Origin of the sequence: Paraburkholderia sp. Clong3 (genome assembly GCF_050436485.1) — a bacterium.
In the GTDB taxonomy this organism is placed as follows: Bacteria; Pseudomonadota; Gammaproteobacteria; order Burkholderiales; family Burkholderiaceae; genus Paraburkholderia; species Paraburkholderia tuberum.
Map to the genome: position 1 here is coordinate 79,607 of NZ_JBNDMH010000004.1, position 24,153 is coordinate 103,759.

17 protein-coding genes and 9 pseudogenes are annotated in these 24,153 nt (G+C 60.1%); 16 read left to right on the forward strand and 10 right to left on the reverse strand.

Features of this window, described 5'->3' with window-relative positions; all coding sequences use genetic code 11:
- Positions 1 to 33: 33 nt before the first annotated feature.
- Positions 34 to 1,164, forward strand: coding sequence for an IS110 family transposase (locus OKW30_RS38320; RefSeq protein ID WP_429349287.1), 1,131 nt, complete (start codon positions 34 to 36; stop codon positions 1,162 to 1,164).
- 573 nt (positions 1,165 to 1,737) lie between these two features.
- On the opposite strand, the pseudogene OKW30_RS38325 reads toward OKW30_RS38320, so the two are convergent.
- Positions 1,738 to 2,807: pseudogene (locus tag OKW30_RS38325) on the reverse strand (IS256 family transposase).
- Positions 2,764 to 3,096: pseudogene (locus OKW30_RS38330) on the reverse strand (transposase); the annotation flags it as partial. The pseudogenes OKW30_RS38330 and OKW30_RS38325, both read right to left, overlap by 44 nt.
- A 645-nt stretch (positions 3,097 to 3,741) precedes the next feature.
- On the opposite strand from OKW30_RS38330, the gene OKW30_RS38335 reads away from it, so the two are divergent.
- The 7 genes from OKW30_RS38335 to OKW30_RS38365 all read left to right on the forward strand — a co-directional run bounded on the left by OKW30_RS38335 (position 3,742) and on the right by OKW30_RS38365 (position 12,014).
- A complete protein-coding gene (locus OKW30_RS38335) occupies positions 3,742 to 5,742 on the forward strand; it encodes an AMP-binding protein (RefSeq protein WP_429349288.1) in 2,001 nt (666 codons plus the stop codon).
- Positions 5,739 to 6,782 (forward strand): 3-oxoacyl-[acyl-carrier-protein] synthase III C-terminal domain-containing protein, encoded by a 1,044-nt coding sequence (locus OKW30_RS38340; protein WP_429349289.1) that lies wholly within the window; start codon positions 5,739 to 5,741, stop codon positions 6,780 to 6,782. The genes OKW30_RS38335 and OKW30_RS38340 overlap by 4 nt, the downstream gene beginning before the upstream one ends.
- 19 nt (positions 6,783 to 6,801) lie before the next feature.
- On the forward strand, positions 6,802 to 8,046 hold the full coding sequence (locus OKW30_RS38345; RefSeq protein WP_429349290.1) for a cytochrome P450: 1,245 nt from the start codon (positions 6,802 to 6,804) through the stop codon (positions 8,044 to 8,046).
- Positions 8,047 to 8,117: 71 nt separating this feature from the next.
- On the forward strand, positions 8,118 to 8,483 hold the full coding sequence (locus OKW30_RS38350) for a hypothetical protein (protein WP_429349291.1): 366 nt from the start codon (positions 8,118 to 8,120) through the stop codon (positions 8,481 to 8,483).
- A gap of 31 nt (positions 8,484 to 8,514) precedes the next feature.
- On the forward strand, positions 8,515 to 9,444 hold the full coding sequence (locus OKW30_RS38355) for a cytochrome P450 (protein WP_429349292.1): 930 nt from the start codon (positions 8,515 to 8,517) through the stop codon (positions 9,442 to 9,444).
- Entirely contained in the window at positions 9,386 to 10,396 is a 1,011-nt protein-coding gene (locus OKW30_RS38360) for a spirocyclase AveC family protein (protein WP_429349293.1), read from the forward strand. Before OKW30_RS38355 ends, OKW30_RS38360 begins: the two co-directional genes overlap by 59 nt.
- 352 nt (positions 10,397 to 10,748) lie before the next feature.
- Complete coding sequence (locus tag OKW30_RS38365) at positions 10,749 to 12,014, forward strand: IS256 family transposase (RefSeq protein ID WP_429349294.1); 1,266 nt, start codon at positions 10,749 to 10,751, stop codon at positions 12,012 to 12,014.
- Positions 12,015 to 12,274: 260 nt separating this feature from the next.
- Here OKW30_RS38365 and OKW30_RS38370 read toward each other — a convergent pair whose 3' ends face one another.
- The 4 genes and pseudogenes from OKW30_RS38370 to istA (OKW30_RS38385) all read right to left on the reverse strand — a co-directional run.
- On the reverse strand, positions 12,275 to 12,580 hold the full coding sequence (locus tag OKW30_RS38370) for an IS3 family transposase (protein ID WP_429349611.1): 306 nt from the start codon (positions 12,578 to 12,580) through the stop codon (positions 12,275 to 12,277).
- Positions 12,581 to 12,701: 121 nt separating this feature from the next.
- Positions 12,702 to 13,208 (reverse strand): annotated as a pseudogene (locus OKW30_RS38375) (transposase); the annotation flags it as partial.
- Between the two features lie 123 nt (positions 13,209 to 13,331).
- The gene (istB, locus tag OKW30_RS38380) at positions 13,332 to 14,090 is read right to left on the reverse strand and encodes an IS21-like element helper ATPase IstB (RefSeq protein WP_184071868.1); all 759 of its coding nucleotides are present in this window, start codon (positions 14,088 to 14,090) and stop codon (positions 13,332 to 13,334) included.
- Positions 14,091 to 14,108: 18 nt separating this feature from the next.
- Positions 14,109 to 15,257 (reverse strand): annotated as a pseudogene (istA, locus tag OKW30_RS38385) (IS21 family transposase); the annotation flags it as partial.
- A 184-nt stretch (positions 15,258 to 15,441) separates the two neighbouring features.
- On the opposite strand from istA (OKW30_RS38385), the gene istA (OKW30_RS38390) reads away from it, so the two are divergent.
- Positions 15,442 to 16,989, forward strand: a complete 1,548-nt coding sequence (gene istA, locus OKW30_RS38390; RefSeq protein ID WP_184071870.1) for an IS21 family transposase — start codon at positions 15,442 to 15,444, stop codon at positions 16,987 to 16,989.
- 18 nt (positions 16,990 to 17,007) lie between these two features.
- Complete coding sequence (gene istB, locus OKW30_RS38395; protein WP_184071868.1) at positions 17,008 to 17,766, forward strand: IS21-like element helper ATPase IstB; 759 nt, start codon at positions 17,008 to 17,010, stop codon at positions 17,764 to 17,766.
- Between the two features lie 114 nt (positions 17,767 to 17,880).
- On the opposite strand, the pseudogene OKW30_RS38400 reads toward istB (OKW30_RS38395), so the two are convergent.
- The 4 pseudogenes from OKW30_RS38400 to OKW30_RS38415 all read right to left on the reverse strand — a co-directional run.
- Positions 17,881 to 18,297: pseudogene (locus tag OKW30_RS38400) on the reverse strand (IS21 family transposase); the annotation flags it as partial.
- A 179-nt stretch (positions 18,298 to 18,476) separates the two neighbouring features.
- Positions 18,477 to 18,592 (reverse strand): annotated as a pseudogene (locus OKW30_RS38405) (transposase); the annotation flags it as partial.
- Positions 18,592 to 18,756 (reverse strand): annotated as a pseudogene (locus OKW30_RS38410) (IS256 family transposase); the annotation flags it as partial. The pseudogenes OKW30_RS38405 and OKW30_RS38410, both read right to left, overlap by 1 nt.
- A 63-nt stretch (positions 18,757 to 18,819) precedes the next feature.
- Positions 18,820 to 18,999: pseudogene (locus OKW30_RS38415) on the reverse strand (IS110 family transposase); the annotation flags it as partial.
- Between the two features lie 296 nt (positions 19,000 to 19,295).
- Here OKW30_RS38415 and OKW30_RS38420 point away from each other — a divergent pair.
- The 6 genes and pseudogenes from OKW30_RS38420 to tnpB all read left to right on the forward strand — a co-directional run bounded on the left by OKW30_RS38420 (position 19,296) and on the right by tnpB (position 24,133).
- Complete coding sequence (locus OKW30_RS38420) at positions 19,296 to 19,610, forward strand: hypothetical protein (protein ID WP_429349295.1); 315 nt, start codon at positions 19,296 to 19,298, stop codon at positions 19,608 to 19,610.
- Positions 19,550 to 20,697, forward strand: a pseudogene (locus OKW30_RS38425) (IS3 family transposase); the annotation flags it as partial. The gene OKW30_RS38420 and the pseudogene OKW30_RS38425, both read left to right, overlap by 61 nt.
- 506 nt (positions 20,698 to 21,203) lie before the next feature.
- Positions 21,204 to 21,950, forward strand: a complete 747-nt coding sequence (locus tag OKW30_RS38430) for a beta-ketoacyl-ACP reductase (protein WP_429349296.1) — start codon at positions 21,204 to 21,206, stop codon at positions 21,948 to 21,950.
- A gap of 220 nt (positions 21,951 to 22,170) precedes the next feature.
- Positions 22,171 to 23,157, forward strand: a complete 987-nt coding sequence (locus OKW30_RS38435) for an IS110 family transposase (RefSeq protein ID WP_429349297.1) — start codon at positions 22,171 to 22,173, stop codon at positions 23,155 to 23,157.
- A gap of 56 nt (positions 23,158 to 23,213) precedes the next feature.
- Positions 23,214 to 23,801 carry a transposase gene (locus OKW30_RS38440; protein WP_429346843.1) on the forward strand — a complete coding sequence of 196 codons (588 nt, stop codon included), beginning with the start codon at positions 23,214 to 23,216 and terminating at the stop codon, positions 23,799 to 23,801.
- Positions 23,777 to 24,133 (forward strand): IS66 family insertion sequence element accessory protein TnpB, encoded by a 357-nt coding sequence (tnpB, locus tag OKW30_RS38445; protein WP_090812713.1) that lies wholly within the window; start codon positions 23,777 to 23,779, stop codon positions 24,131 to 24,133. Before OKW30_RS38440 ends, tnpB begins: the two co-directional genes overlap by 25 nt.
- Positions 24,134 to 24,153 lie beyond the last annotated feature (20 nt).

Here is a 24,153-nt window from a genome sequence, read left to right on the forward strand (position 1 = left end):
CACACCCCGGCGATTTCCAGCGCGGAGGCCAGCGTGAACCACGATAGCACGGTGTTTGTCGGTCTGGATGTTCATAAGGAGTCGATCACGGTGGCGTACGCGATCGATATGGGCGACGTGGAACTGTTGGGCAAGATCGGAACGCTGAAGGCGGATGTCGATCGATTGTGCAAGCGTCTTCAGTCGAAGGCGTGCCATGTCCGCGTTGTCTATGAAGCCGGTCCCTGTGGCTACGGACTTTACAGAGAACTCGTTGAAAGAGGATTCGACTGCGTGGTATGCGCGCCGTCCCTGATTCCGAAGAAACCGGGCGAGCGCGTCAAGACGGACCGGCGCGACGCGGTCAAGCTCGTACGCGCACTGCGCGCTGGCGACCTGTCAGCGGTACACGTGCCGGATGTTGAAGATGAGGCGTTCCGGGACCTGGCGCGCGCATGGGCGGCAGCGAAAGCAGATCTCAGACAGGCCCGCCAGCGGTTGAAGTCCTTCCTGCTATCGCATGGAGTCCGGTACTCAGGTAACGCCAACTGGGGTCCCGCGCACCGGCGATGGATAAGCGTATTTGCATTTCCAAACCACTGGCAGCAACTGGCCTTCGACGAGTGCCGTCGCACGATTGAAGACAGGTTTGCGCAATTTGAGCGCCTCGAGGCGACCTTGCACGAAGCTGTCGTCGGCTGGCGATTTTATCCAGCCATACTAGGTCTGCAGACCATGCGCGGCATACAGTTCATCACCGCCGTGGGCATGCTCTCCGAATTGGGGGACCTCTCCCGCTTCGAGCATCCGCGCCAGCTGATGGCCTGGCTGGGCGTGACGCCCTCAGAACATTCTTCGGGTGAGCGGCGGCGTCAGGGCAGCATCACGAAGAACGGCAACAGCTATGCAAGAAAGCTGCTCGTCGAGGCCGCCTGGAGCTACAGATACCCAGCACGCGTGAATCCGGAAATTCAGCGTCGACATGAAGGCATTCCCAAACGCATCCTTGACCGTGCCTGGGACGCACAGGTCCGACTCTGCCGCCGATACCGCAAGCTGGCAGCACGCGGCAAGAATGTGAACATTGCTGTCGTCGCCGTCGCACGCGAACTTGCGGGGTTCATCTGGGACATCAGCAAGCTCGCAATGTCGCTCGCCGTAACGAGAAACGAGCAGCCAGCGTAGCGTTGAGCTTTACTACACAGATTTGCGAGTTTCCTGAAGGCGGCGTAGCCCGGCACCCGAGCAACCCGCGGTTGGACTATGCAACGGACATCATTCGATTTGCGGCTTTAGATAGCGGCAGGCTCAAGGGGCGGACCTCTGTAATGCGGTAACCAACCCGCGGATATCAGTGCGATCCACCGTCGAGACTTACTGCTACGCCGCCCTCAGGAAATTCATGCGCCTACAAAGCGAAAACAAAAACCGATCCCGATTGACACGGAAAGTCATATCAGTCCTTCGTCGAACCGGAACATTCCAGCCTCCCGAGCATTTGCACGATCGTCGTCAGCTCTCTGACGTTAGCTTCGCCAAGGTCGAATTCGACACCGTTGGGTAACCGCACATGTAGCGCGAGTGTCATCGACAACCCCGGAGAAGTTGATGTCGGCGGCAACAACGACGCAGGGGGCGCAGAAACGACGGGCACAAACGCCGGCGCGGTACTCACATGCATCGGGCTTGTGGCTGTCGGAGGGGGGATGTCGATCGAGACATGGGGGTGTCCTGAATTTTGTGTAAACGGGTTGAGGTTTAACCCGGCACCAGCCGCTCTTCGAACTGGATCGTGAAGCGGTTCAGTGCGGCCTTCCAGTCGCGGATCGGCATCGTCCACTTCTTGCTGATGTTGTTCAGGGCCAGGTAAAACAGCTTGGTCACGGCCTCATCGGTCGGAAACGAGCTGCGGGTCTTGATCACTTTGCGCAGGCTCATGTTGATCGATTCTATGGCATTCGTGGTGTCCCCCAAGGAGACTTCCTCCGGGGCGTAAATCACCTTCCTGATCTCCGGTGGGTAATCGAAGAACGAAATCACACGTGCCCAGTTGCGTCGCCAGCTCTGTCCGATGGACGGATAGTCCTTGTCCCACCTGGCCTCGAAGGCGCCCAGCATCTGTTCGGCCAGCTCTACGGTCGATGAAGTGTAGATCGTCTTCAGATCGGCGGCGACTTCCTGCTGCATTTTCCACGGCACGAAGTTCAGGCTGTTGCGCACCATATGCACGATGCACAGTTGCACGGCCGCCTTCGGGTAGACCGCTTCAATGGCTTCAGGGAACCTTTGAGCCCGTCGACGCAGGCGATAAAAATGTCCTGCACGCCCCGCGTCTTCAGCTCAGTGACCACTTGCAGCCAGAACTTTGCACTTTCGGTCTGGGTAATCCACAGTCCCAGGACCTCCTTGTGACCGGCCATGTTCACGCCGATGGCCAGCTATACTGCCTTGGTGCGCACCGCGCCGCTGTCGCGCACCTTGACGTGGATGCAGTCGAGATAGACGATCGGGTAAAGCGCGTCGAGCGCACGGGCTTGCCAGACCTTCACCTCCTCGCTGACGGCGTCGGTGACCGCCGAGATGAGCGTGGGCGACACCTCCGTACCGTACATCTCTTCCAGATGACCCTGGATCTCGCGCACGCTCAGACCCCGCGCGTACAACGAAATGATCTTGTCGTCGAAGCCCGTCCAGCGCGTCTGATGACGCTCCACCAGCTTCGGTTCGAATGCGCCCCTGACGGTCGCGCGGAATATTGAGCGGCAACTCGCCAAACTCCCCCTGCAATGTCTTGGCGCTATGCCCATTACGGGTGTTGCCAGTGGCATTGGTCACCGCTTCGCTCTTGCCATGGCCCAGGTGCTCGGACATCTCCGTCTCAAGCGCTCGCTCCACCAGCATCTTGGCAAGCTGCTTGAGCAACCCGTTCTCGCCTATCAGGTCTCCCGGCTTCTGGTAATTCGCCAGCAGGCCGTCTGCCAGCTTGAAGAGTTCAGGATCGGGTTTCTCTCTTTTGTTGCGTTTCGCTAAACCAACCAACGGGTGCTTCAGGTTGATCTGTTCGCGCAGCGGTTGCCGAAAGAAGTCTCTCTCCGTCACAGGCGTCTTCGGACCCATCTGAACCTCGTCGAATAATGCAGGATTCCCGCGTTAATGTGCAAGGTTCATGCAAATCTCATAACACCATTTCAGGGTCAAAGCCTTGCCATACAGGACTTCGAAGATTGTTCAGGTTCGACTTATTAACCAGCCCTAGGAAAACGAATGCACTTGTACTAGACTCCACTACGATTGCATATCGCCAAACGAAAATGGGTTCATCATTTAGCTCCGTAAACAAATTTGGATATATCCGAACCAGCCGGAAAAGACATTGCCAGCCAGCGTCGGATTGCTTTTGGCACGAATAGGCGTCTGTCTTTCTGTGAACGCACGGGCACGGACTTCTCGGTGCGAAGTTCACCGCATTACAAATTAGGCCGGATTGCGCCGATTTTTCAAGAATACTGGAATTAATTCAAATTCGACCCGCCGCAGCGTTACTGTGTGCGCCGCCGAGAAGCGCATTTAATTTACTGGCTTTAAGTACGCCACGGAATGTGATTTCATGACACACAATCAAGTTTGATTTTATTTGAAATTACACTGCATTCCGGGCATATATTTTTATTCCAACCGACAATTTCGGAATTCTTGCTACCTTAATTGGGGAAACACGTGATAAACGGATACCGAGCAGGAAGCCTGACCCAGTCAGGGACCTTGGTTGACGCCATCCGTCAGCATTCTGAAATCAGACCGCACGAGTTCGCTTATGGCCTCGTTTCATCGGCCGGCGACATCGAAACCTCGCTGACCTATCGTGACCTGATGGCGCGATCCAACGCAATTGCGGCAAGCCTGCAGCGAATATGCAAACCCGGAGATCGCGCCATTCTACTTTTCCCGGGTGGTCCCGACTTTATTACCTCCTTTCTCGGCTGTCTGATCGCAAGCGTTATCGCCGTACCTGGCTATCCCGTACGGGAGCCAGGCTCGTCTGGACGGCCGGCTCGCAACTTTGAGAGGCTGTGCTCGATCATCGAGAACGCGCGCCCCGTCGTTGCGCTAGCCAACCAGCCGGTGGTCGAGCGGCGAGCCGAGTTAAGCGTCGCATCCGACGCATTCTCCGGTCTCCACTGGATCGCAGTCGAACGCATCGTGACAGCAGAGGTGCCCGTTGCGCCCATTGTCGCGCCTTGCGACACTGCGTTCCTGCAATACACCTCCGGATCAACCGCCGCGCCCAAAGGGGTCACGATAAGCCATGCCAATCTGCTATCGTTGTTTAAAGATATGGATGCGAGTTGCCTGCATGACCAGTCCTCGGTGATGGTGACATGGATCCCCGTCTACCATGATATGGGCCTCATCTATGGCACTCTGCTGCCTTTGTACTTCGGCTTCCCTGTCTATTCACTGTTGCCGGCGGCGGTGCTGCAGCAGCCCGTACGCTGGCTGCAGGCGATAAGCCGCTTCCGTGGCACGCATTCCGCTGCACCGAACTTTGCCTTTGAACTCTGCGTCCAGCGCGTCTCGCAAGCATCCAGAATGGAGCTCGACCTCTCATCCTGGCAGGTCTGTATCAATGGCGCAGAAACAGTCCGACCACAAACGCTACAGCGTTTTGCAGATGCGTTTGCGAGCTGTGGAGCGCGGCACGATGTGATTCGTCCAGGATATGGTCTGGCGGAATGTACGCTGAAGGTCACCAGCGTCGCGGCGAGACAACCTGCGCGACGCGTCCGGCTCGATGCCGCAGCTTGCGAGCGAGGCCGCGTGGTCCAGTTGCATCCCTGTTCGGTGGACACGACTGGGCGCAGCTTTCAAAGCTGTGGCTGGACGCATATCGGGGCAGACATCCGCATTGTCGACCCATCCACCGGCGAAGAGTGTGACGACGACGCACTAGGCGAAATCTGGGTACGCAGCCCGAGCGTGGCGCAGGGGTACTGGAACCAACCGGAATCGACTGTGGCTACGATGCAGGCCAGGCTTGTGACCGGGGAAGGACCCTTCTTGCGCACCGGAGATCTCGGCTTCGTTCTCGATCATGAGCTGTACATTGCAGGTCGGGTAAAGGACCTGATCATCATCCGCGGCCGAAACCTTTATCCCCAGGACATTGAATCGACTGCAGAGGCGGCACACTCGGCAGTACGCCTTGGGCGTTGCTGTGCATTTGCGATAGATCTCGGCGACAGAGAGGGACTCGTGCTGGTCGCAGAAGTGGAGCGCACCGAACGACACGGCTTCGACGCAGACGAAGCTTTCGGAAAGCTCATGGAAGCTATCGCCAGGGAGCATGAGGTGCAGCTACACGATGTCATGTTCGTGCGTACAGGCACCTTTCCGCTCACATCGAGCGGAAAGGTGCAACGGCAAGCGGCGCGTGAAGAATATCGTGCGGGCTCACTTGAGGTGGTCGCGCGGATGCGCGCAGCAACAACCTCCGAGCAGATCGTCGTGCCAGATCCGTTTCAGAAGCGGCTGATCAGCCTGCGGAGATGGCTCACCGATTTCGTAGCGAGCCGCTTGCACATCCCCGCAACGCAGGTTTCCAGCGCCGAGTCCTTCTTATCCCTCGGGCTCGATTCCCTCGCGTTGCTGGAGATGACGGGGACACTGGAAGAGCGGCTCGCGCGGGTCCTACCTGCGACAATTGCGCTCGAGCATCCTGACATCAATCGCCTTAGCCGATATCTTGCGGAGCACACCTCATGAAAATTGCCGGAATCAGGGCTGCGGTCCCATCGCGCACCGTAACCAATCGTCACATCGAAGACATGGTCGCTGAGCACAGCACCGAACTTGGCGAACGAGACTTGCGTGAGGCCCTCCGGCGCGTCAGCTTCTTCCTGACCTATTCCGGAGCTAGGGAACGTCGCTGGTTGTCTGACGGCGAGGTACCTTTCGACCTCCTGTCGCAGGCTGTGAGCGAGGCAATCGCGGAAGCGCAACTGCAGCGTTCGGAGATTGACCTGATCGTCTACACCGGCGTCGACCGGGGCTTTCTTGAACCTGCGATGGCCTATCTGATCGGCGCAGCACTAGGTATGTCGCAAGCGCACTGTTTCGACATCGTCGACGCATGCATGAGTTGGACACGCGCGGCGTTTGTCGTGTCAAGCCTTCTGTCCACCAGTCAGTACAGAAATGCGCTGATCGTAAACTGCGAGTTCAACATGCGCACGGATGGCCGGGTCAATCCGCGCTGCTTTCGGCTGGGCAATGTCGACGAAGTGGAGTGGAATCTTGCGGCGTATACACTGGGCGAGGCAGCCAGCGCAACAGTGCTGGTCAGAGACGATACAAGGCTGTGGGAGTTCCATTTTCGCAGTGAGGCGCAGTACAGCGACCTCTGCAGCGTGCCGCTCGACGCCTACATGGGATACTGCGAGCCTCAGCCACGCCTCGGTCGTAATGGGCCGAACTATTTTCACTCCTTCGCCAGCGAAATGTTTCGCGTAGGCAAGCCTCACGCCATCGATATATTCAATCGCCTTTCTGTACCTCACGAAGAGATCAAGGCGATTTTTCCGCACGCGGCGTCCATGCAGGCGTGGTGGGAAATGGGCACAAAACTGGGGGTGCAGGACAAGATCCAGTTTATCTATCCGGACCTTGGCAACCTCGTGTCCGCCTCGGTCCCTGTGGCACTGGCACGGGCTCGCGAGGCACGGTCGGTTCGCGAAGGGGACCAGCTAGCAGGCTGGGTCGGCAGCGCAGGTATGTCGTTCGCGTCGTTTGCTTTCGCGTTGTAGAAGATCGCACGGAGCGAACATGGACTTCGCCAATTTCACGACCCCAGACTTCTACGAGAACCCCTACCCCTTCTACACCGATCTGCGGAACGAGGGGCTCTTCGTCAGTCTGATGCCTAAAATCTGGATGACAGGCAGGTACGCCGTTGCAGAAACGGTGCTCCGGGACCGGCGTCTCGGCCGGTGGCACGAGGAGTACGTGCGACTGCGCTACGGGGAGGATCGCAAGGACGATCCTGTTTTCCAAGTCTTCTACCAGATGGTCCTGATGCTGAATCCGCCCCAACATACGCGAGTTCGGGCGCTGCTGATGAAAGCGTTCAACGCGAGTCACACGGAAGAATTCGCCCACCTCTCCCTGACCGTCGCCGACGACCTGATCGACCGGTTTATCGATCACGGCTCAGCGGATCTGGTCAGTACCTACGCGCTGCGGCTGCCGATCATGGTGATCTGCAAGCTCCTCGGCCTGGACGAAGCGGATACCGGACCGTTTGCCGAGGAAATGTGGGCGCTCACGGTTCCATTTTCCCGGGCTTTCGAAGCATCCGGCATGTCGAGTCGCGAAGTCGATGACGCCAATGCCTCGACACTCAAGTTGCAGGCATTCTTTCGCAGTGAACTCGACAAGCGCCGGCGGCAGCCCAAAAATGACCTCATCTCCCGTTTTCTGCAAGTTGAGGAAAACGGGCAACGAATGAGCGACGACGAAATCGTCGCCAACATCGTTTTCCTGTTCGTCGCGGGCCATGAAACGACGGCCAATATGATCGGCAATGCGCTCGTCGCCCTGCACCGGCACCCCGCCGAACTGGAGCGGCTGCGATGCGCCCCATCGTTAATTTCAGCTTGCGTTCTTGAGTGCCTGCGCTTCGACAGTTCCGTGCAGATGGCATTTCGTGATGTGCTCGAGGACATGGAGTTAGACGGTTACCGCTTTTCCCGGGGCGATACGATCTTTCTCTGCTCCGGTTCCGCCAACCGCGATCCCGCGCGCTTTATGGAGCCGGATCGATTCCAGATCGGCCGCGCCGACGTCGACAGCCGGCAGTTGCTGAACTTTGGTGGAGGACTGCACTACTGCCTGGGCGCACGACTGGCGATGATCGAACTCGAAGCTGCGATTGGCACGCTTTTGAGGCGCCTGCCGGACCTGCGCATCCCTGATCTCGACCGTCTCGCCTGGCATCCATCGAACACGCTGCGCGGAGTCGAGTTGCTGCAGGTCACATGGAATTTCCGGTCTCGGCCGAATTTCGCATGAAGCAAAAATATTGACGTAATCGGAACGCATACGACCGGCTGACCGAATTCCCCAATTCAGGAGCGACCATCGTGCATTTCGCTGATTTCGGTGAGCCCTCGTTCCACGAGAGCCCCTATCCGTTCTACGAACAGTTGAGGGCGGCTGGCCCCCTCGTTAGTCTACTGCCCCAGCTATGGATTACCGGCCGCTACGCGGTAGCCGAAAGCTTGTTGCGCGACCGCCGCATGGGTAAGGGTTATCTGCAATACATTCGCTCCCGTTATGGCGACGAACTTGCGTCGGGCGCTGCGTTTCAGACGTTCGACCGCTCATTGCTGATGATGAATCCGCCCGATCACACGCGCTTGCGTGCACTGCTGATGCAGGCATTCAACGCCCGGCACATCGACGAGTTCACGCAACTGGCAACAGGATACGGCCGACCATCTGATTGATCAGTTCGCTGCTGCGGGCAACGCTGATCTTGTGAATGGCTATGCACTGCAATTGCCACTCATCGCGATCTGTCGTTTGCTCGGCCTCGATGAGGCGGAAACCAGCCTGTTCACGATCCGGATGTGGCGCCTGACCCAGTCGTTCACCCGTGCGCTCGAAGTCGCGAACATAAGCGGCGCGGACATCGATGACGCTAACGAAGCAACCCGCAGTCTTCATGAATTTTTCAAAGAGAAACTCCATCAGCGCCGCAACAGTCCGGGGGAAGATCTGATCTCGCTGCTCCTGCACCTTGAGGAACGTGGCGCACGAATGAGCGATGAGGAAATCGTCGCCAATATCATTTTCCTGTTCGCTGCAGGTCATGAAACGACGTCGAACATGATAGGAAACGCGCTGATCACGCTATTCAGGCATCCGGAATCACTCGATCGTGTTCAGCGCGATGAGTCTCTGTTGCCCGCATGTGTACTCGAATGTCTTCGTTACGACAGCTCGGTTCAGATCGCTGCGCGCGAGGTGATCGAAGATTTCACGTTCGAAGGCGTGTCGCTTCGGCGCGGAGACACGGTCGCGATATGTCTGGGTTCCGCTAATCGCGATCCCGAAAAGTTCGCCGACCCAGACCGGTTCATGATCGACCGCCCCGCCCTTGATGCGAGAGAGCTCGCCAGCTTCGGCGGTGGCCTGCACTACTGTCTCGGCGCACGTCTTGCAATGATCGAAATCACCGTTGCGCTGCGAACCTTGTTAAAACGCTTACCCGGTCTTGCACTAACGAATCTGGACAAGCTGAACTGGCACCCCGCGAACACGCTACGCGGGGTCGAATCATTGCATGCAATGTGGGCTCTTCGGCGCGAGCGGGAACCGATGGGAACAATAACCTCTGGAGACCAGTATGCGCACGAATCAGAATACCGGAATGGATGCCGGTCACGCTTCGTTGACGGTACCTGAAACGGTCGTACGGCAACCCGTGCTGTGGTGGGCGGGCGCCGGCGCCGTGTTTCTCGCGTTGCAGGCATACGTGTTGCTGTCATGGGTATTGTCGCCAGATTTTGCATCCCGTGGCACAGGCGTCGACCCCGTTCCAGCGCAGGTCAGGACGTCGGCGTGGATATCCCAGTTCAATTCGGTCGTCGCGTTCCTCGTTTGCGCTATCTACTGCGTGCGCAGGTCACGCCGAGAAGGCTGTCTGACATGGGACGCGCTCCTGATGATCGGCGGGCTTTCAGTATGCTGGCTTGACACGGCCATTAACTACTTCCGCTCCGTCGTCCTGTACAACGCCTACATGCTGAACTGGGGATCGTGGAACGCGCATATCCCCGGTTGGGCATCCGGATCGGCGCACCCGACGCCCGAACCCTTGGTCTTCGTCACTGGCCTGTATGGGTGGTGGTTTCTGCTATTCAGCGCGGTATTCTGCGGTGTCGCGCGTCGGCTGGAACTGCACTGGCCACGCATTGGAGTACTCGGGTTAGTGCTAGCGGGCGTTGTGACGCTCAGCCTACTGGATGCGCTGCTTGAACTGATCTTCGTTTTCTCCGGCCTGTATGCGTATGCAGCTGTCGTTCCTGGATGGACGCTCTGGTTGGGCACCGTTCATCAGTTTCCGCTTTACGGTCCACTGATCCTCGGGGTGCTTTGCACGATTGTAGCGATGCTGCGATATGGCGCGCGCAAGCAGCGCTACTCATTTGTTGAGCGCGGCTCGGACGAATTACCGGTATCAGCTCCCGTGAGAACGGCCATCCGGATCCTCGCAATAGTTGGATTCATGAATACCGTGTTCGTCATCGCGGTGTTCGCGCACTGGTGGATTGGATCTCATGCTGAAGGGCCACTACCCGTTCCAAGCTATCTGGTCCTCGACAATGCGGACAGTACATTCAACTGCGTTACGTGAAGCGTTGGTCGGGTACTGTCACGTCAGATACTATGAGGGCAGTAGAAGCGAAGCCTGAGGAGTAAAACGGAATATGCAAACCGTTTTCTTCATGGGAGCACGCAAATGGACACGCCCGGCATGACCCGTAGTGGGCAGGATGTAAAGGTGCTCGGCTCGTTGTATGTCGCTTTCGAGTTGGGCGACAGGAGCTGGAAGCTTTGTCTTGGCGATGGCGTTCGCTCGCCGAGCGGGGAGCTAAAGTCGGAAGTGGTGTACGGGGGGATTGAGGCGGGAGATTGAAGGCGGTGGAGGTTTCAGCTGAGAATCTGATTGTCGAAGTCGGAAACCAGCAAACAACAAACCATCCACCATGAGCAAGTTTACGGAAAAAGAAGTCGTCGGTCTATCGGAAGTCGGCCTGGGCCTGGATGATCTGGTGCGCCAAGGTGCGCGGCAGGCGATCCAGCAGGCAATTGAAGCGGAGCTGTCGGCGCTGCTGGAGCGATTGGAGAACGTCAAGACCTTGCACGGCCAGCGTGCCGTGGTGCGCAACGGCTATCTGCCGGAGCGCGAAGTGTTGACGGCGGCCGGACCGATTCCGGTGAAGGTGCCGAAGGTTCGTGATCGGTCAGGCTCAGGCGTGAAGTTCAATTCATCGATCGTCCCGCCGTATGTGCGCAAGTCGCCGCGCGTGAGCGCAGCGCTGCCGTGGCTGTATCTGAAAGGCATTTCGACCGGCGACATGAGCGAGGCGCTGAGTGTGCTGCTGGGTGAAGACGCCAAAGGCTTGTCGGCGAACATGGTAAGTCGTCTGAAGGCGCAATGGGCCGATGAGCATGTCAACTGGAGCCGGCGTGATCTGTCGAACTCGCGCTACGTGTATTGGTGGGTCGACGGCATTCATACCGGCCTGCGCAGTGAGAACTCAGACGGCCAGTGCCTGCTGGTGATCATCGGCGTGAGGCCGGATGGGCGCAAGGAGCGCGTAGCAATCGGCGACGGGTATCGCGAGTCAAAGGCGTCCTGGCAGGAGCTGCTGCTCGATCTGAAATCGCGTGGCTTGCAGGCGGGGCCGTTGCTGGCAGTCGGCGATGGCGCGATGGGCTTCTGGGCTGCGCTGGAAGAAGTGTTCCCTGCGACACGCGGCCAGCGCTGCTGGTTTCACAAGATGGGCAACGTGCTCAACGCGCTGCCGAAGTCGCAACAGGGGCGCGCGAAGGCAGACCTGCAGGCGATCTGGATGGCCGCGACGCGCGCCGATGCGTACGCCGCGTTCGATCGTTTCGTGACGGTCTATGCGGCGAAATATCCAAAGGCGACCGAAACGCTGAAGAAGGACCGGGAGAGCCTGCTGGCGTTTTATGACTTCCCGGCCGAGCACTGGCAGCATTTGCGGACCACGAATGCGATCGAGTCGACGTTCGCGACCGTGCGCCACCGCACTACGCGCACGCGTAACTGCGTGTCGCGACCGACCTTCCTTGGTCTGGCATTCAAGCTGATCGAGGAAGCCGAGAAAACCTGGCGCCGCATCAACGGCCCCGAACAGATCAAGCTGTTGCTGGAGGGCATTGCCTTCAGGGACGGCGAACCGGTGCAAGACGATCGACCGGTTCAGCAGAAATTCGCCGCTTGAAATCGCCGACCATCAAGCTGCCCATACACCACTCTTGACGTTAGCTCCCGAGCGGGTGTACGGTGGCTGCCGGCAATACCGCGGCAGTCCTGAAAGCGATTGCGAGAGCGAAGGGGCATTGCCGCCTGCCCGACGACGCTCCGGTTCGCAACTGCTACGAAGCCGGACGTGATGGTTTCTGGCTGCACCGCTGGGCGAGCGCGCAGCCGATCTCCAACCGTGAGGTTGACCCGGTTCGACGGATAGATTTGCAGTTGAGTTCAATGCGGTGTGGCACCTCCCGATAAGGTTGAATCGTGGGTTGTCCACGGCCGGGCGGCGGGTCGCCTGTCACGACCCCGACGCTGCCCGGCGGTGGGCAACCCGCGCGGCGATAAGCTTTGACCTTGCGCATGCAGGTTTTCGAACTCGAGCGGCGAACAGTAGCCGATGCTGCTGTGCAGGCGGCGTATGTTGTACCAGCTCTCCAGAAACGAGAACAGACGCCGCCGTGCCTGTTCGTGGGTCGCGAAGTGTTCGCGACAGAGCAGTTCGGCTTCGAGTGTGCCGAAGAACGACTCGCATATCGCGTTGACGCTCCTATGTCAAGCGAAGGCTGTAGAGTCCGCTAGATCGGCGAGAATGAGAGGGTAAAGTTCTCGCACTATGTACGGGGGTGTCCTGAATTTTGTGTAAACGGGTTGAGGTTTAACCCGGCACCAGCCGCTCTTCGAACTGGATCGTGAAGCGGTTCAGGGCCGCTTTCCAGTCGCGGATAGGCATCGTCCACTTCTTGCTGATGTTGTTCAGCGCCAGGTAGAACAGTTTGGTCACGGCCTCATCGGTCGGAAACGAGCTGCGGGTCTTGATCACTTTACGCAGGCTCATGTTGATCGATTCTATGGCATTTGTGGTGTCCCCCAAGGAGACTTCCTCCGGGGCGTAAATCACCTTCCTGATCTCCGGTGGGTAATCGAAGAACGAAATCACACGTGCCCAGTTGCGTCGCCAGCTCTGTCCGATGGACGGATAGTCCTTGTCCCACCTGGCCTCGAAGGCGCCCAGCATCTGTTCGGCCAGCTCTACGGTCGATGAAGTGTAGATCGTCTTCAGATCGGCGGCGACTTCCTGCTGCATTTTCCACGGCACGAAGTTCAGGCTGTTGCGCACCATATGCACGATGCACAGTTGCACGGCCGCCTTCGGGTAGACTGCGTATTCCACGCAAAGAGAACAGCCATTCGACGGCAAAGTGAATCGTGATTCCACGGCAAAGTGAACAAGGATTCCACGCCATCGCGAACAAACGGAGCGCAGCGACGCGGGACCTTTACCTTTTTACTCGGACTGCGGCTTTGCGGTCAATCGACTGCGCGTCTTGCGCAGCGATTCGCCCGCGAGCGTGATGCGATGAGCGTTGTGCACCAGCCGGTCAAGGATCGCGTCGGCGACAGTGGGTTCGCCGATCGCCTCATGCCAGTGGTCCACCGGGATCTGGGAGGTAGCGAGCGTGGAGCGGTGCCCGTGACGGTCGTCAAGAACCTCAAGCAGATCGCGCCGCGCGGAATCAGTCAGCGGCGCCATTGCCAGATCGTCGAGAATCACGAGATCCGTCTTGGCAAGTTGGGCGAGCCATCGCGCGTAGCGCCCGCTGCCGTGTGCGATCGCCAGTTCCTCGTTCAGTTTCGGCACGCGCAGATAGCAGGCGGAGAACCCCTGGCGGCACGCCTGGATGGCGAAGGCGCAACCCAACCAACTCTTGCCGAGCCCGGTCGGGCCAACCAGGATCAGGTTCTGCCTCTCCCGAAGCCACTCACCGGTCAGCAGTCGGGCGGTGAGCGCCCGGTCCAGGCCGCGGGCGGTGCGATAGTCGATGTCCTCGGGCGAAGCGTCGGGGACCTTCAGTCTGGCCCGGCGCAGCCGGGCCGCCGTTTGTCGCGAGTCACGTTCACTGGATTCACGCTCGACCAGCAGCCCCAGACGTTCTTCAAAGCCCAGTCGGTCAATGCCGTCCTGGGACTGTTGCTCGGCAAGCGCCGCCGCCATGCCGGGCAGGCGCAGCGCGTGCAGTTTGTCGACAGTGGGATGATGCAGCATATAGACTCCCTTTCAGCTTCAGTGGTAGTACGAAGGCCCGCGCACGTTGGCATGCACAAGCGGCAGGTCGGCCTGCCCGGTGGCAGGTTCGGGCTCCCGGTCCAGGCCGTTCTTCAGCGTCGAGTCAATGAACCTGTAGTTCGGCGCTTTCAGATCGATCGCGCGGCGGCAGGCAGCTTCGAGCCGGTCGCGTCCGTAATCCTTGCCCATGCGCAGCACACCCAGGCAGGTGCGATACGACTGCTGGGGGTGCTTGCGGGCACCCAGCAGGTGCTGGATGACAGCCGCCGTATGCGGGCCGATGTCGGCGGCCCAGTTGCGCAGCCGCTCCGGGTCCCAGCCCTTGGCGACCGCCAGGTGCTCCGGCGGCATGTGCGCGTCGATCGTGGTGTGGTAGCGACGGCGAGCGCTTTTGCCGTGAGCGGCAATGCGTTGGCCGCGATGGAAGATCTCGACGGTGTTGATCGTGTGGCGCACGTCGACCTGTTCGCGCGCGTAGCGATATGGGACCGAGTAATAGTGCTGATCAAGTTCAACGTGATAGTCAGGGCCGATACGCGCGACCTTCCACTCAGCGTACTGATAGGGCTGCTCGGGCAAGGGCCTGAGTGCCGGACGATCGATTTCGTCGAAGACGCTACGGCGGGAGCCGGGCAGTTTCTTGAAGGGCCGGTTGTTCAGATCGCCCAGTAACGCGGCGACCGCCCGGTTGGCCTCGCCCAGGCTGAAGAAGCGCTGGTTGCGCAGGCGGGCGAGGACCCATCTCTGCACCAGGAGGACCGACAGCTCTGCTTTCGGCTTGTCCCTCGGCTTTTTACTGCGAGCCGGGATCACAGCCACGGAGTAATGCCTGGCCATTTCCTGGTAGGTTGGATTGATGTCCGGATCGTAGAACCCCGGCTTGTGGACGCCCGATTTTAGATTGTCGGGCACCAGGATCTCGACCAGGCCGTCATAGAACGCGAAGGCGCGCACGTGCGAGCCGATCCAGTCGGGCAACTGCTGGGTCCAGGTGAGCTCAGCGAAGGTAAAACCGGACACGCCGAGCGCGGCGACGAACAGTTCAGCCTCGCGGACTTCACCGGTGTCCGGATTGATGATGCCGAGCTTCTTGCCCGAGTAGTCGACGAACAGCTTCTGGCCCGGCACGTGCGTTTGCCGCATCGTGTGAATATTCCACGCCAAAGTGAACAGGGATTCCACGGCAAAAAGAACACGAATTCCACGGCAAAGTTAATGCCGATTCCACGGCAAAAAGAACAGGGTTTCCACGCCATCGCGAACACGGTTTCGGGGTGGCGGCGACGCGGGTCAACGGTGGCACGATCGACAGTTTTGTCGGGAGTGCCGAATGGCAAATGTCAGGTTGACCATGCGCAAAATCAGGGAAGTGCTGCGGCTGCATTTCGAGTGTGACCGCAACCAGAGGGAGATCGCCGACGCGGTCGGTGCCTCGACAACGACGGTGTGGCATTACCTGCGCCGCACGCGGCTGGCGGGGCTGGGCTGGCCCCTGCCACCGGAACTGCTGACGGACGACGCGGCGCTCGAGGCGAGACTGTATCCGCCGCCGGCACGGCGCGAGCCAACGCGCGGCATGCCGGACTGGCCGGCGGTGCATCGCGAGATCGGCAGGAAAGGCGTCACGCTCGATCTGCTGTGGCAGGAATACAAGGCGCAGCATCCGGACGGCTGCGGCTATAGCTGGTTCTGCAAGGCTTACCAGGAATGGGCGCAGCGGCTTCCTGTCACGATGCGGCAAACGCACGTGCCGGGCCAGAAGCTGTTCGTCGACTACTCGGGCAAGAAGCTCGGCATCATCAATCCGGACACCGGTGAAGTCCGCGAGGCTGAACTGTTCGTCGCCGCGCTCGGCGTGTCCGGTTTTACCTTCGCTGAGCTCACCTGGACCCAGCAGTTGCCCGACTGGATCGGCTCGCACGTGCGCGCCTTCGCGTTCTATGACGGCCTGGTCGAGATCCTGGTGCCCGACAATCTAAAATCGGGCGTCCACAAGCCGGGGTTCTACGATCCGGACATCAATCCAACCTACCAGGAAATGGCCAGGCATTACTCCGTGGCTGTGATCCCGGCTCGCAGTAAAAAGCCGAGGGACAAGCCGAAAGCAGAGCTGTCGGTCCTCCTGGTGCAGAGATGGGTCCTCGCCCGCCTGCGCAACCAGCGCTTCTTCAGCCTGGGCGAGGCCAACCGGGCGGTCGCCGCGTTACTGGGCGATCTGAACAACCGGCCCTTCAAGAAACTGCCCGGCTCCCGCCGTAGCGTCTTCGACGAAATCGATCGTCCGGCACTCAGGCCCTTGCCCGAGCAGCCCTATCAGTACGCTGAGTGGAAGGTCGCGCGTATCGGCCCTGACTATCACGTTGAACTTGATCAGCACTATTACTCGGTCCCATATCGCTACGCGCGCGAACAGGTCGACGTGCGCCACACGATCAACACCGTCGAGATCTTCCATCGCGGCCAACGCATTGCCGCTCACGGCAAAAGCGCTCGCCGTCGCTACCACACCACGATCGACGCGCACATGCCGCCGGAGCACCTGGCGGTCGCCAAGGGCTGGGACCCGGAGCGGCTGCGCAACTGGGCCGCCGACATCGGCCCGCATACGGCGGCTGTCATCCAGCACCTGCTGGGTGCCCGCAAGCACCCCCAGCAGTCGTATCGCACCTGCCTGGGTGTGCTGCGCATGGGCAAGGATTACGGACGCGACCGGCTCGAAGCTGCCTGCCGCCGCGCGATCGATCTGAAAGCGCCGAACTACAGGTTCATTGACTCGACGCTGAAGAACGGCCTGGACCGGGAGCCCGAACCTGCCACCGGGCAGGCCGACCTGCCGCTTGTGCATGCCAACGTGCGCGGGCCTTCGTACTACCACTGAAGCTGAAAGGGAGTCTATATGCTGCATCATCCCACTGTCGACAAACTGCACGCGCTGCGCCTGCCCGGCATGGCGGCGGCGCTTGCCGAGCAACAGTCCCAGGACGGCATTGACCGACTGGGCTTTGAAGAACGTCTGGGGCTGCTGGTCGAGCGTGAATCCAGTGAACGTGACTCGCGACAAACGGCGGCCCGGCTGCGCCGGGCCAGACTGAAGGTCCCCGACGCTTCGCCCGAGGACATCGACTATCGCACCGCCCGCGGCCTGGACCGGGCGCTCACCGCCCGACTGCTGACCGGTGAGTGGCTTCGGGAGAGGCAGAACCTGATCCTGGTTGGCCCGACCGGGCTCGGCAAGAGTTGGTTGGGTTGCGCCTTCGCCATCCAGGCGTGCCGCCAGGGGTTCTCCGCCTGCTATCTGCGCGTGCCGAAACTGAACGAGGAACTGGCGATCGCACACGGCAGCGGGCGCTACGCGCGATGGCTCGCCCAACTTGCCAAGACGGATCTCGTGATTCTCGACGATCTGGCAATGGCGCCGCTGACTGATTCCGCGCGGCGCGATCTGCTTGAGGTTCTTGACGACCGTCACGGGCACCGCTCCACGCTCGCTACCTCCCAGATCCCGGTGGACCACTGGCATGAGGCGATCGGCGAACCCACTGTCGCCGACGCGATCCTTGACCGGCTGGTGCACAACGCTCATCGCATCACGCTCGCGGGCGAATCGCTGCGCAAGACGCGCAGTCGATTGACCGCAAAGCCGCAGTCCGAGTAAAAAGGTAAAGGTCCCGCGTCGCTGCGCTCCGTTTGTTCGCGATGGCGTGGAATCCTTGTTCACTTTGCCGTGGAATCACGATTCACTTTGCCGTCGAATGGCTGTTCTCTTTGCGTGGAATACGCACATCGTGACAGGAAGCCGCTGCGCCCATTCCTGGTAAGCCTTGCAGAACCAGCTATAGCCGCAGCCGTCCGGATGCTGCGCCTTGTATTCCTGCCACAGCAGATCGAGCGTGACGCCTTTCCTGCCGATCTCGCGATGCACCGCCGGCCAGTCCGGCATGCCGCGCGTTGGCTCGCGCCGTGCCGGCGGCGGATACAGTCTCGCCTCGAGCGCCGCGTCGTCCGTCAGCAGTTCCGGTGGCAGGGGCCAGCCCAGCCCCGCCAGCCGCGTGCGGCGCAGGTAATGCCACACCGTCGTTGTCGAGGCACCGACCGCGTCGGCGATCTCCCTCTGGTTGCGGTCACACTCGAAATGCAGCCGCAGCACTTCCCTGATTTTGCGCATGGTCAACCTGACATTTGCCATTCGGCACTCCCGACAAAACTGTCGATCGTGCCACCGTTGACCCGCGTCGCCGCCACCCCGAAACCGTGTTCGCGATGGCGTGGAAACCCTGTTCTTTTTGCCGTGGAATCGGCATTAACTTTGCCGTGGAATTCGTGTTCTTTTTGCCGTGGAATCCCTGTTCACTTTGGCGTGGAATATTCAGGGTAGACCGCTTCAATGGCTTCAGGGAACCTTTGAGCCCGTCGACGCAGGCGATAAAAATGTCCTGCACGCCCCGCGTCTTCAGCTCAGTGACCACTTGCAGCCAGAACTCTCCGTTTCAAGCGCTCGCTCCACCAGCATCTTCGTGAGCTGCTTGAGCAACCCGTTCTCGCCTATCAGATCTTCCGGCTTCTGGTAATTCGCCAGCAGGCCGTCTGCCAGCTTGACGAGTTCAGGATCGGGTTTCTCTCTTTTGTTGCGTTTCGCTACGGTCATCTGTGCTCCTGTTGCTGACAGTCTCCTGCCAAATGACCGTTTACACAAAAATCTTTACACCCTCCAGTAGTGCGACGAGCCGCACGCTTGCATGCCAATCACGCACGGTTCAAGCGTTGCGAAATACCGAAGCACATCCGCGCGTCTCAGCTGTTTGCGTACAACAATGTGGCCTTGCAAATCCACTGCGTGAACCTGCAGCAGATTCTTGGCCAGATCCAGTCCAACAATCGCTATCTTCATGATGAACGCTCCTTTGCCGTGGATATCACGACCTCTCCACTCTGGCATAAATCTCTCGCTGCGTAGCGGGAGTCGTCCATCACATCAGAACGCACGGCGAAACGGCCGACGGACAGCGCAAAGCGCTCGCGTTCGCGTTCGCGTTCGCGTTCGCGGAAAACTATCTCGCGGTTGACACGGGTCAACCAGCTTCTGACTGCCTCGTGTACATTGGACGCACTGCTGCCGCGCACGCATTTTCCGCAGCCTCTCGTTGCATGCATGCGGACCGCTTCATCACGTCAGGATGATCCATCATGGCAGGCAAATCCGTCACACGCTTCGATCTGTACCGCGCGAATCTCTCGTTTGCGCTGCAAATGGTGAGTTTCAGCCACGAAGCCCGGCAGCAGGTTTCCGAGTTCGAGATGCAGCGCATCCGGCGCGATCTTGCGGCGGCGCATGCCATTCGCAATGCGGTGTCGACCGCTCATGACTGGAGCGAACTCTCGGCGTCTGAAGTTGACCCAGAAAAACGGACATCTATCCTTTGGAGAAGGAGGTGCCGATTATGGGCAAGCATCGTACCCCGTACCCGGCGGAATTTCGGGCGCAAATGGTCGGGCTGGTGAAGGCCGGACGCAGGCCGGAGGAACTGGAAAAGGAGTTCGAGCCGACTGCACAGACCATCTACAACTGGGTGGCGCAGGCTGATCGCGACACAGGTGTGCGGCATGACGGTCTGACCACAGCCGAACGGCAGGAGCTCACACGGTTGCGTCGTGAAGTCCGGCAACTGAAGATGGAGCGCGACATACTCTCTCACGCGGCAGCCTGGTTCGCGAGGGAGACGGGATCCATTCCACCGAAGGGCGGTACGGATTCATGAAAGCGAACCGGGCCCGCTGGCCCATTGCGATGATGGCGCGGCTGCTCGGCGTCTCGACGAGCGGCTATTACACGTGGCTGGTGCGAGAGCCCGCGATGCGCACGCATAGCGATGTGCAACTGCTCGCGCATATCCGCACGCTCCATGCAAGCTCGCGCGGCACGTATGGGGCACCGCGTATCCATGCGCAGCTCGCGCGCGAAGGCGTACACGTGGGGCGCAAGCGGGTGGCGCGCCTCATGCGTATGGCGGGTCTGTGCGGGGCAAGCCGGCGGCGCTGGCCGCGCACCACACGGCCACGCGCAGGCGCCCGGCGTGCGCCTGATCTGGTGCGCCGGCACTTCAGTGCCGACGCGACAAACGTGCTGTGGGTGGCAGATGCGACCTATGTACCCACGGGTGAAGGATTCCTCTATCTGGCGGTCGTGCTGGACGTGTTCAGCCGTCGCATCGTCGGCTGGGCGATGTCCAACCATCTGTACACCGAACTGATGTTACGCGCGCTGGACATGGCGTTGCAGCAACGACGCCATGACGGTGTGATTCTACATTCCGATCAAGGCTGTCAATACACCTCCATTGCCTTCGGGCGGCGCTGCCGAGAAGCCGGCGTACAACCGTCGATGGGGACCGCCGGCGACGCTTACGACAACGCGATGTGCGAGTCGTTCTTCGGCACGCTCGAAGCCGAACTGCTCTGTCGCGAACACTTCGCGACCCACGAACAGGCAAGGCGGCGTCTGTTCTCGTTTCTGGAGAGCTGGTACAACATACGCCGCCTGCACAGCAGCATCGGCTACTGTTCGCCGCTCGAGTTCGAAAACCTGCATGCGCAAGGTCAAAGCTTATCGCCGCGCGGGTTGCCCACCGCCGGGCAGCGTCGTGGTCGTGACAGGCGACCCGCCGCCCGGCCGTGGACAACCCGCAATTCAACCTTATCGGAGGTGCCACACCGCATTGAACTCAACTGCAAATCTATCCGTCGAACCGGGTCAACCTCAGTCTTACCAGTCCACGGTGCGCGATTACATGGCGACCACCACAAACCTCTGGCAGCAAGGGCTGGACTCTGCCGTGCGACTGCAAAGCCAATTCAGCGAAGGCCTGCGCGAAGCGTTGGCGACCTGGCAATCGGCCTGGAGCGAGCAATGGCCGACGCATGCCCCCATGAATCCGGTCATGCTGCCGTGGCAGGAATGGCTGCGACGTATGGCAAGCACGGCGGCGGGCATGGCCTACGGACAAGCGGGCCGAGGCGACGTCTCCAGTCAGGTTACGCCGGTGACTTCGGCTAAATCGCCGGCCTCCAGCAACCGTCCGGAGCAGGGAGAGCATCATGCCGGCTAAGCGCGTAGCTTTCATTACCGGTGGCATGGGTGGCTTGGGCGCCGCGATCAGCCGGCGTCTTCACGATGCGGGCATGGTGGTCGCCATGTCGCACTCCGAGCGCAACGATCACGTTGCCACCTGGCTCATCCATGAACGCGATGCCGGTCGCCATTTCGTCGCCTATGAGGCCGACGTCTCCAGCTTCGATTCGTGCGCCCATTGCGCCGAGCGCGTGCTCGCCGAATTCGGTATGGTGGACATTCTGGTGAACAACGCGGGCATCATCCGCGACTCGACTTTTGTCAGGATGAACAAGGAAGATTGGGACAAGGTGCTGCGCACCGATCTCGATTCCATGTTCAACATGACCAAACCGCTGCTCGGCGGGATGCTCAAGCGGCAGTTCGGGCGGATCGTCAATGTCAGTTCGGTGAACGGCGCGCGCGGCGCGTTCGGGCAGACCAATTACGCGGCGGCCAAGGCAGGCATTCACGGCTTCACGATGTCGCTCGCGCTGGAGGTGGCCAGACACGGCGTGACCGTCAACACGGTATCACCTGGCTACCTTGCCACGGCGATGACTGCGGCGGTCCCCAAGGACGTGATGGACACGAAGATCCTCCCGCAGATTCCGGTGGGCCGCCTCGGTCAACCGGACGAAATCGCAGCCCTAGTGGCCTTTCTCTGTTCTGACGACGCCGGTTTTGTCACCGGCGCGGATTTCGCCATCAACGGCGGCATGCACATGCGATGAAAGACGACAATCTGGCGCGCGTCACACAACTTCCGGCTAGGACAGCGGCATTGCCCGGCAACGGGCAGGACTCGGCGCGGTGCCTGCCTCATGATGCGAGGTTAGGAGGCACGGACGGTTCATACGGCGGTTCTGATGTGATGGACGACTGCCGCTACGCAGCGAGAGATTTATGCCAGAGTGGAGAGGTCGTGATATCCACGGCAAAGGAGCGTTCATCATGAAGATAGCGATTGTTGGACTGGATCTGGCCAAGAATCTGCTGCAGGTTCACGCAGTGGATTTGCAAGGCCACATTGTTGTACGCAAACAGCTGAGACGCGCGGATGTGCTTCGATATTTCGCAACGCTTGAGCCGTGCGTGATTGGCATGCAAGCGTGCGGCTCGTCGTACTACTGGGGCCGGGAGCTCGCGAAGCTCGGGCATACCGTTCGACTGATCGCCCCGCAGTTCGTCCGGCCTTACGTAAAGAGCAACAAGACCGACGCGGCCGACGCTGAAGCGATCTGCGAGGCAATACAGCGACCGCACATGCGCTTCGTACCGGTCAAGACGCAGGTGCAACAGACAATTCTGTCGCTGCACCGCGCACGCGCCGGGCTGGTCAAGTCGCGCACAGCACTGGCCAACCAGATCCGTGGTCTTTTCGGTGAATTCGGCATCGCGCTGCCACAAGGTATCCGGCTGCTGGGGCAGCGGGCCATAGCGGCGCTATCCAGTCACGACAGTGAGCATTGCGAGCCGTTCCGTGCGTTAGTCCAGATGCTCGTCGAGCACCTGCGCGAACTTGGCGACAAGGTGGCTGAACTGGAAGGGTGTATCCGCGCGATCCATCGTACGGATGCGCCCGGCCAACTTCTCGAGACCATACCCAGAATCGGCCCGCTCACCGCATCGGCCCTGGCAGCCTCAATCGGGAACCCTCGAGCCTTTCGCAGCGGCCGTGAACTCGCTGCATGGCTGGGTCTGGTCCCACGCGAGCATTCCTCGGGCGGGACACCGCACCTGCTGGGCATCAGCAAGCGCGGCGATACAGCACTACGAACGCTTCTGATTCACGGCGCCCGCGCGGTTATACGCATGGCAGCCTCCAAGCCCGAGGTGGCTGACTCCTGGCTGATGAAACTGTGTCGACGCCGACACAAAAACATCGCTGCCGTAGCGCTCGCGGCAAAGAATGGTAAGCGATCCATTTTCGGCGTCTAGCCGCTGGGGACAGGAGCGAGGAGCATAGGTGTCCACCTATTCGGAGGTGGACACCTATGGCTGACAAAGATCCAGAGTTAAGAGTAGTTCGACGCAGCAGCGACGGTCGCCGTCGTTACGACGATAAAGGCAAGCGTGCGCTAGTTGAGGAAGCGCTGCGTTCTGGCGTGTCGGTTGCCCGCCTGGCGCAGGAGCACGGGATCAACGCCAACCTGCTACGCAAGTGGATCACGAAGTACCTGCTGGAGCGCGAGAAAGGCATATCGCCGGCATCGCAGGATGATGCTACCGGCGAACAGGAACGTCCGCATGCCCCGGAGGAAATCGTACTGGAGGGCGCGCTCGCGGTGATTGATGGCGCGCCCATTGACATCCCGGGTTCGCGCAAACGCTCCCCACCTGTCGCCTCGCCCACGGCATTCGTGCCTGTCGTTGCAGCACCACCAGCACTGCCAACCGCACCGCCGTCGCTGTCGCCGTCACCGTCACCATCGCCATCGCCATCGCCATCGCTGACGCTCGCACTGCATGTGCGACTGTCCAACGGCGTCGAGTTTGATCTCGGCGAGGCGAGCATCGACGAACTGACCGCCGTGGTCCAGATGCTGGGGAGGATGCCGTGTTCCGGTTCGACGAAGGCCTGAAGGTCTACCTGCATCGGGAACCAGTCGACTTCCGCTATGGCATGAACAGCCTGTCGATTCTCGTGGAGCAGGCCATGCATTTGAACCCGATGGATTCCTCGCTCTATGTGTTTACCAACCGGAGATGCGATCGCATCAAGATCCTGGGCTGGCAGGGCAACGGTTTCTGGCTCATGCTCAAGAGACTCGAGGCAAACGATCGCTTCGTGTGGCCTGACAGCGCGAACCGGGTCGCGACACTGAGCGTCGAGCAGTTGCACTGGCTTATCGAGGGCATCGACATTGCCGCAGTCCAGCGACATCCCAGTCGAAATTATGCACGCGTGAGCTGAACACGTCACCGGCGTGCCGG

Excerpts from the sequence above, each read along its gene's own strand:
- istA (WP_184071870.1), top strand. The coding sequence starts at position 15,442 with ATGGCAAATGTCAGGTTGACCATGCGCAAAATCAGGGAAGTGCTGCGG.
- OKW30_RS38345 (WP_429349290.1), top strand. The coding sequence starts at position 6,802 with ATGGACTTCGCCAATTTCACGACCCCAGACTTCTACGAGAACCCCTAC.
- istB (WP_184071868.1), bottom strand. The coding sequence starts at position 14,090 with ATGCTGCATCATCCCACTGTCGACAAACTGCACGCGCTGCGCCTGCCC.
- OKW30_RS38365 (WP_429349294.1), top strand. The coding sequence starts at position 10,749 with ATGAGCAAGTTTACGGAAAAAGAAGTCGTCGGTCTATCGGAAGTCGGC.
- OKW30_RS38420 (WP_429349295.1), top strand. The coding sequence starts at position 19,296 with ATGGCAGGCAAATCCGTCACACGCTTCGATCTGTACCGCGCGAATCTC.
- OKW30_RS38340 (WP_429349289.1), top strand. The coding sequence starts at position 5,739 with ATGAAAATTGCCGGAATCAGGGCTGCGGTCCCATCGCGCACCGTAACC.
- istB (WP_184071868.1), top strand. The coding sequence starts at position 17,008 with ATGCTGCATCATCCCACTGTCGACAAACTGCACGCGCTGCGCCTGCCC.
- OKW30_RS38430 (WP_429349296.1), top strand. The coding sequence starts at position 21,204 with ATGCCGGCTAAGCGCGTAGCTTTCATTACCGGTGGCATGGGTGGCTTG.
- OKW30_RS38360 (WP_429349293.1), top strand. The coding sequence starts at position 9,386 with ATGCGCACGAATCAGAATACCGGAATGGATGCCGGTCACGCTTCGTTG.
- OKW30_RS38440 (WP_429346843.1), top strand. The coding sequence starts at position 23,214 with ATGGCTGACAAAGATCCAGAGTTAAGAGTAGTTCGACGCAGCAGCGAC.
- OKW30_RS38435 (WP_429349297.1), top strand. The coding sequence starts at position 22,171 with ATGAAGATAGCGATTGTTGGACTGGATCTGGCCAAGAATCTGCTGCAG.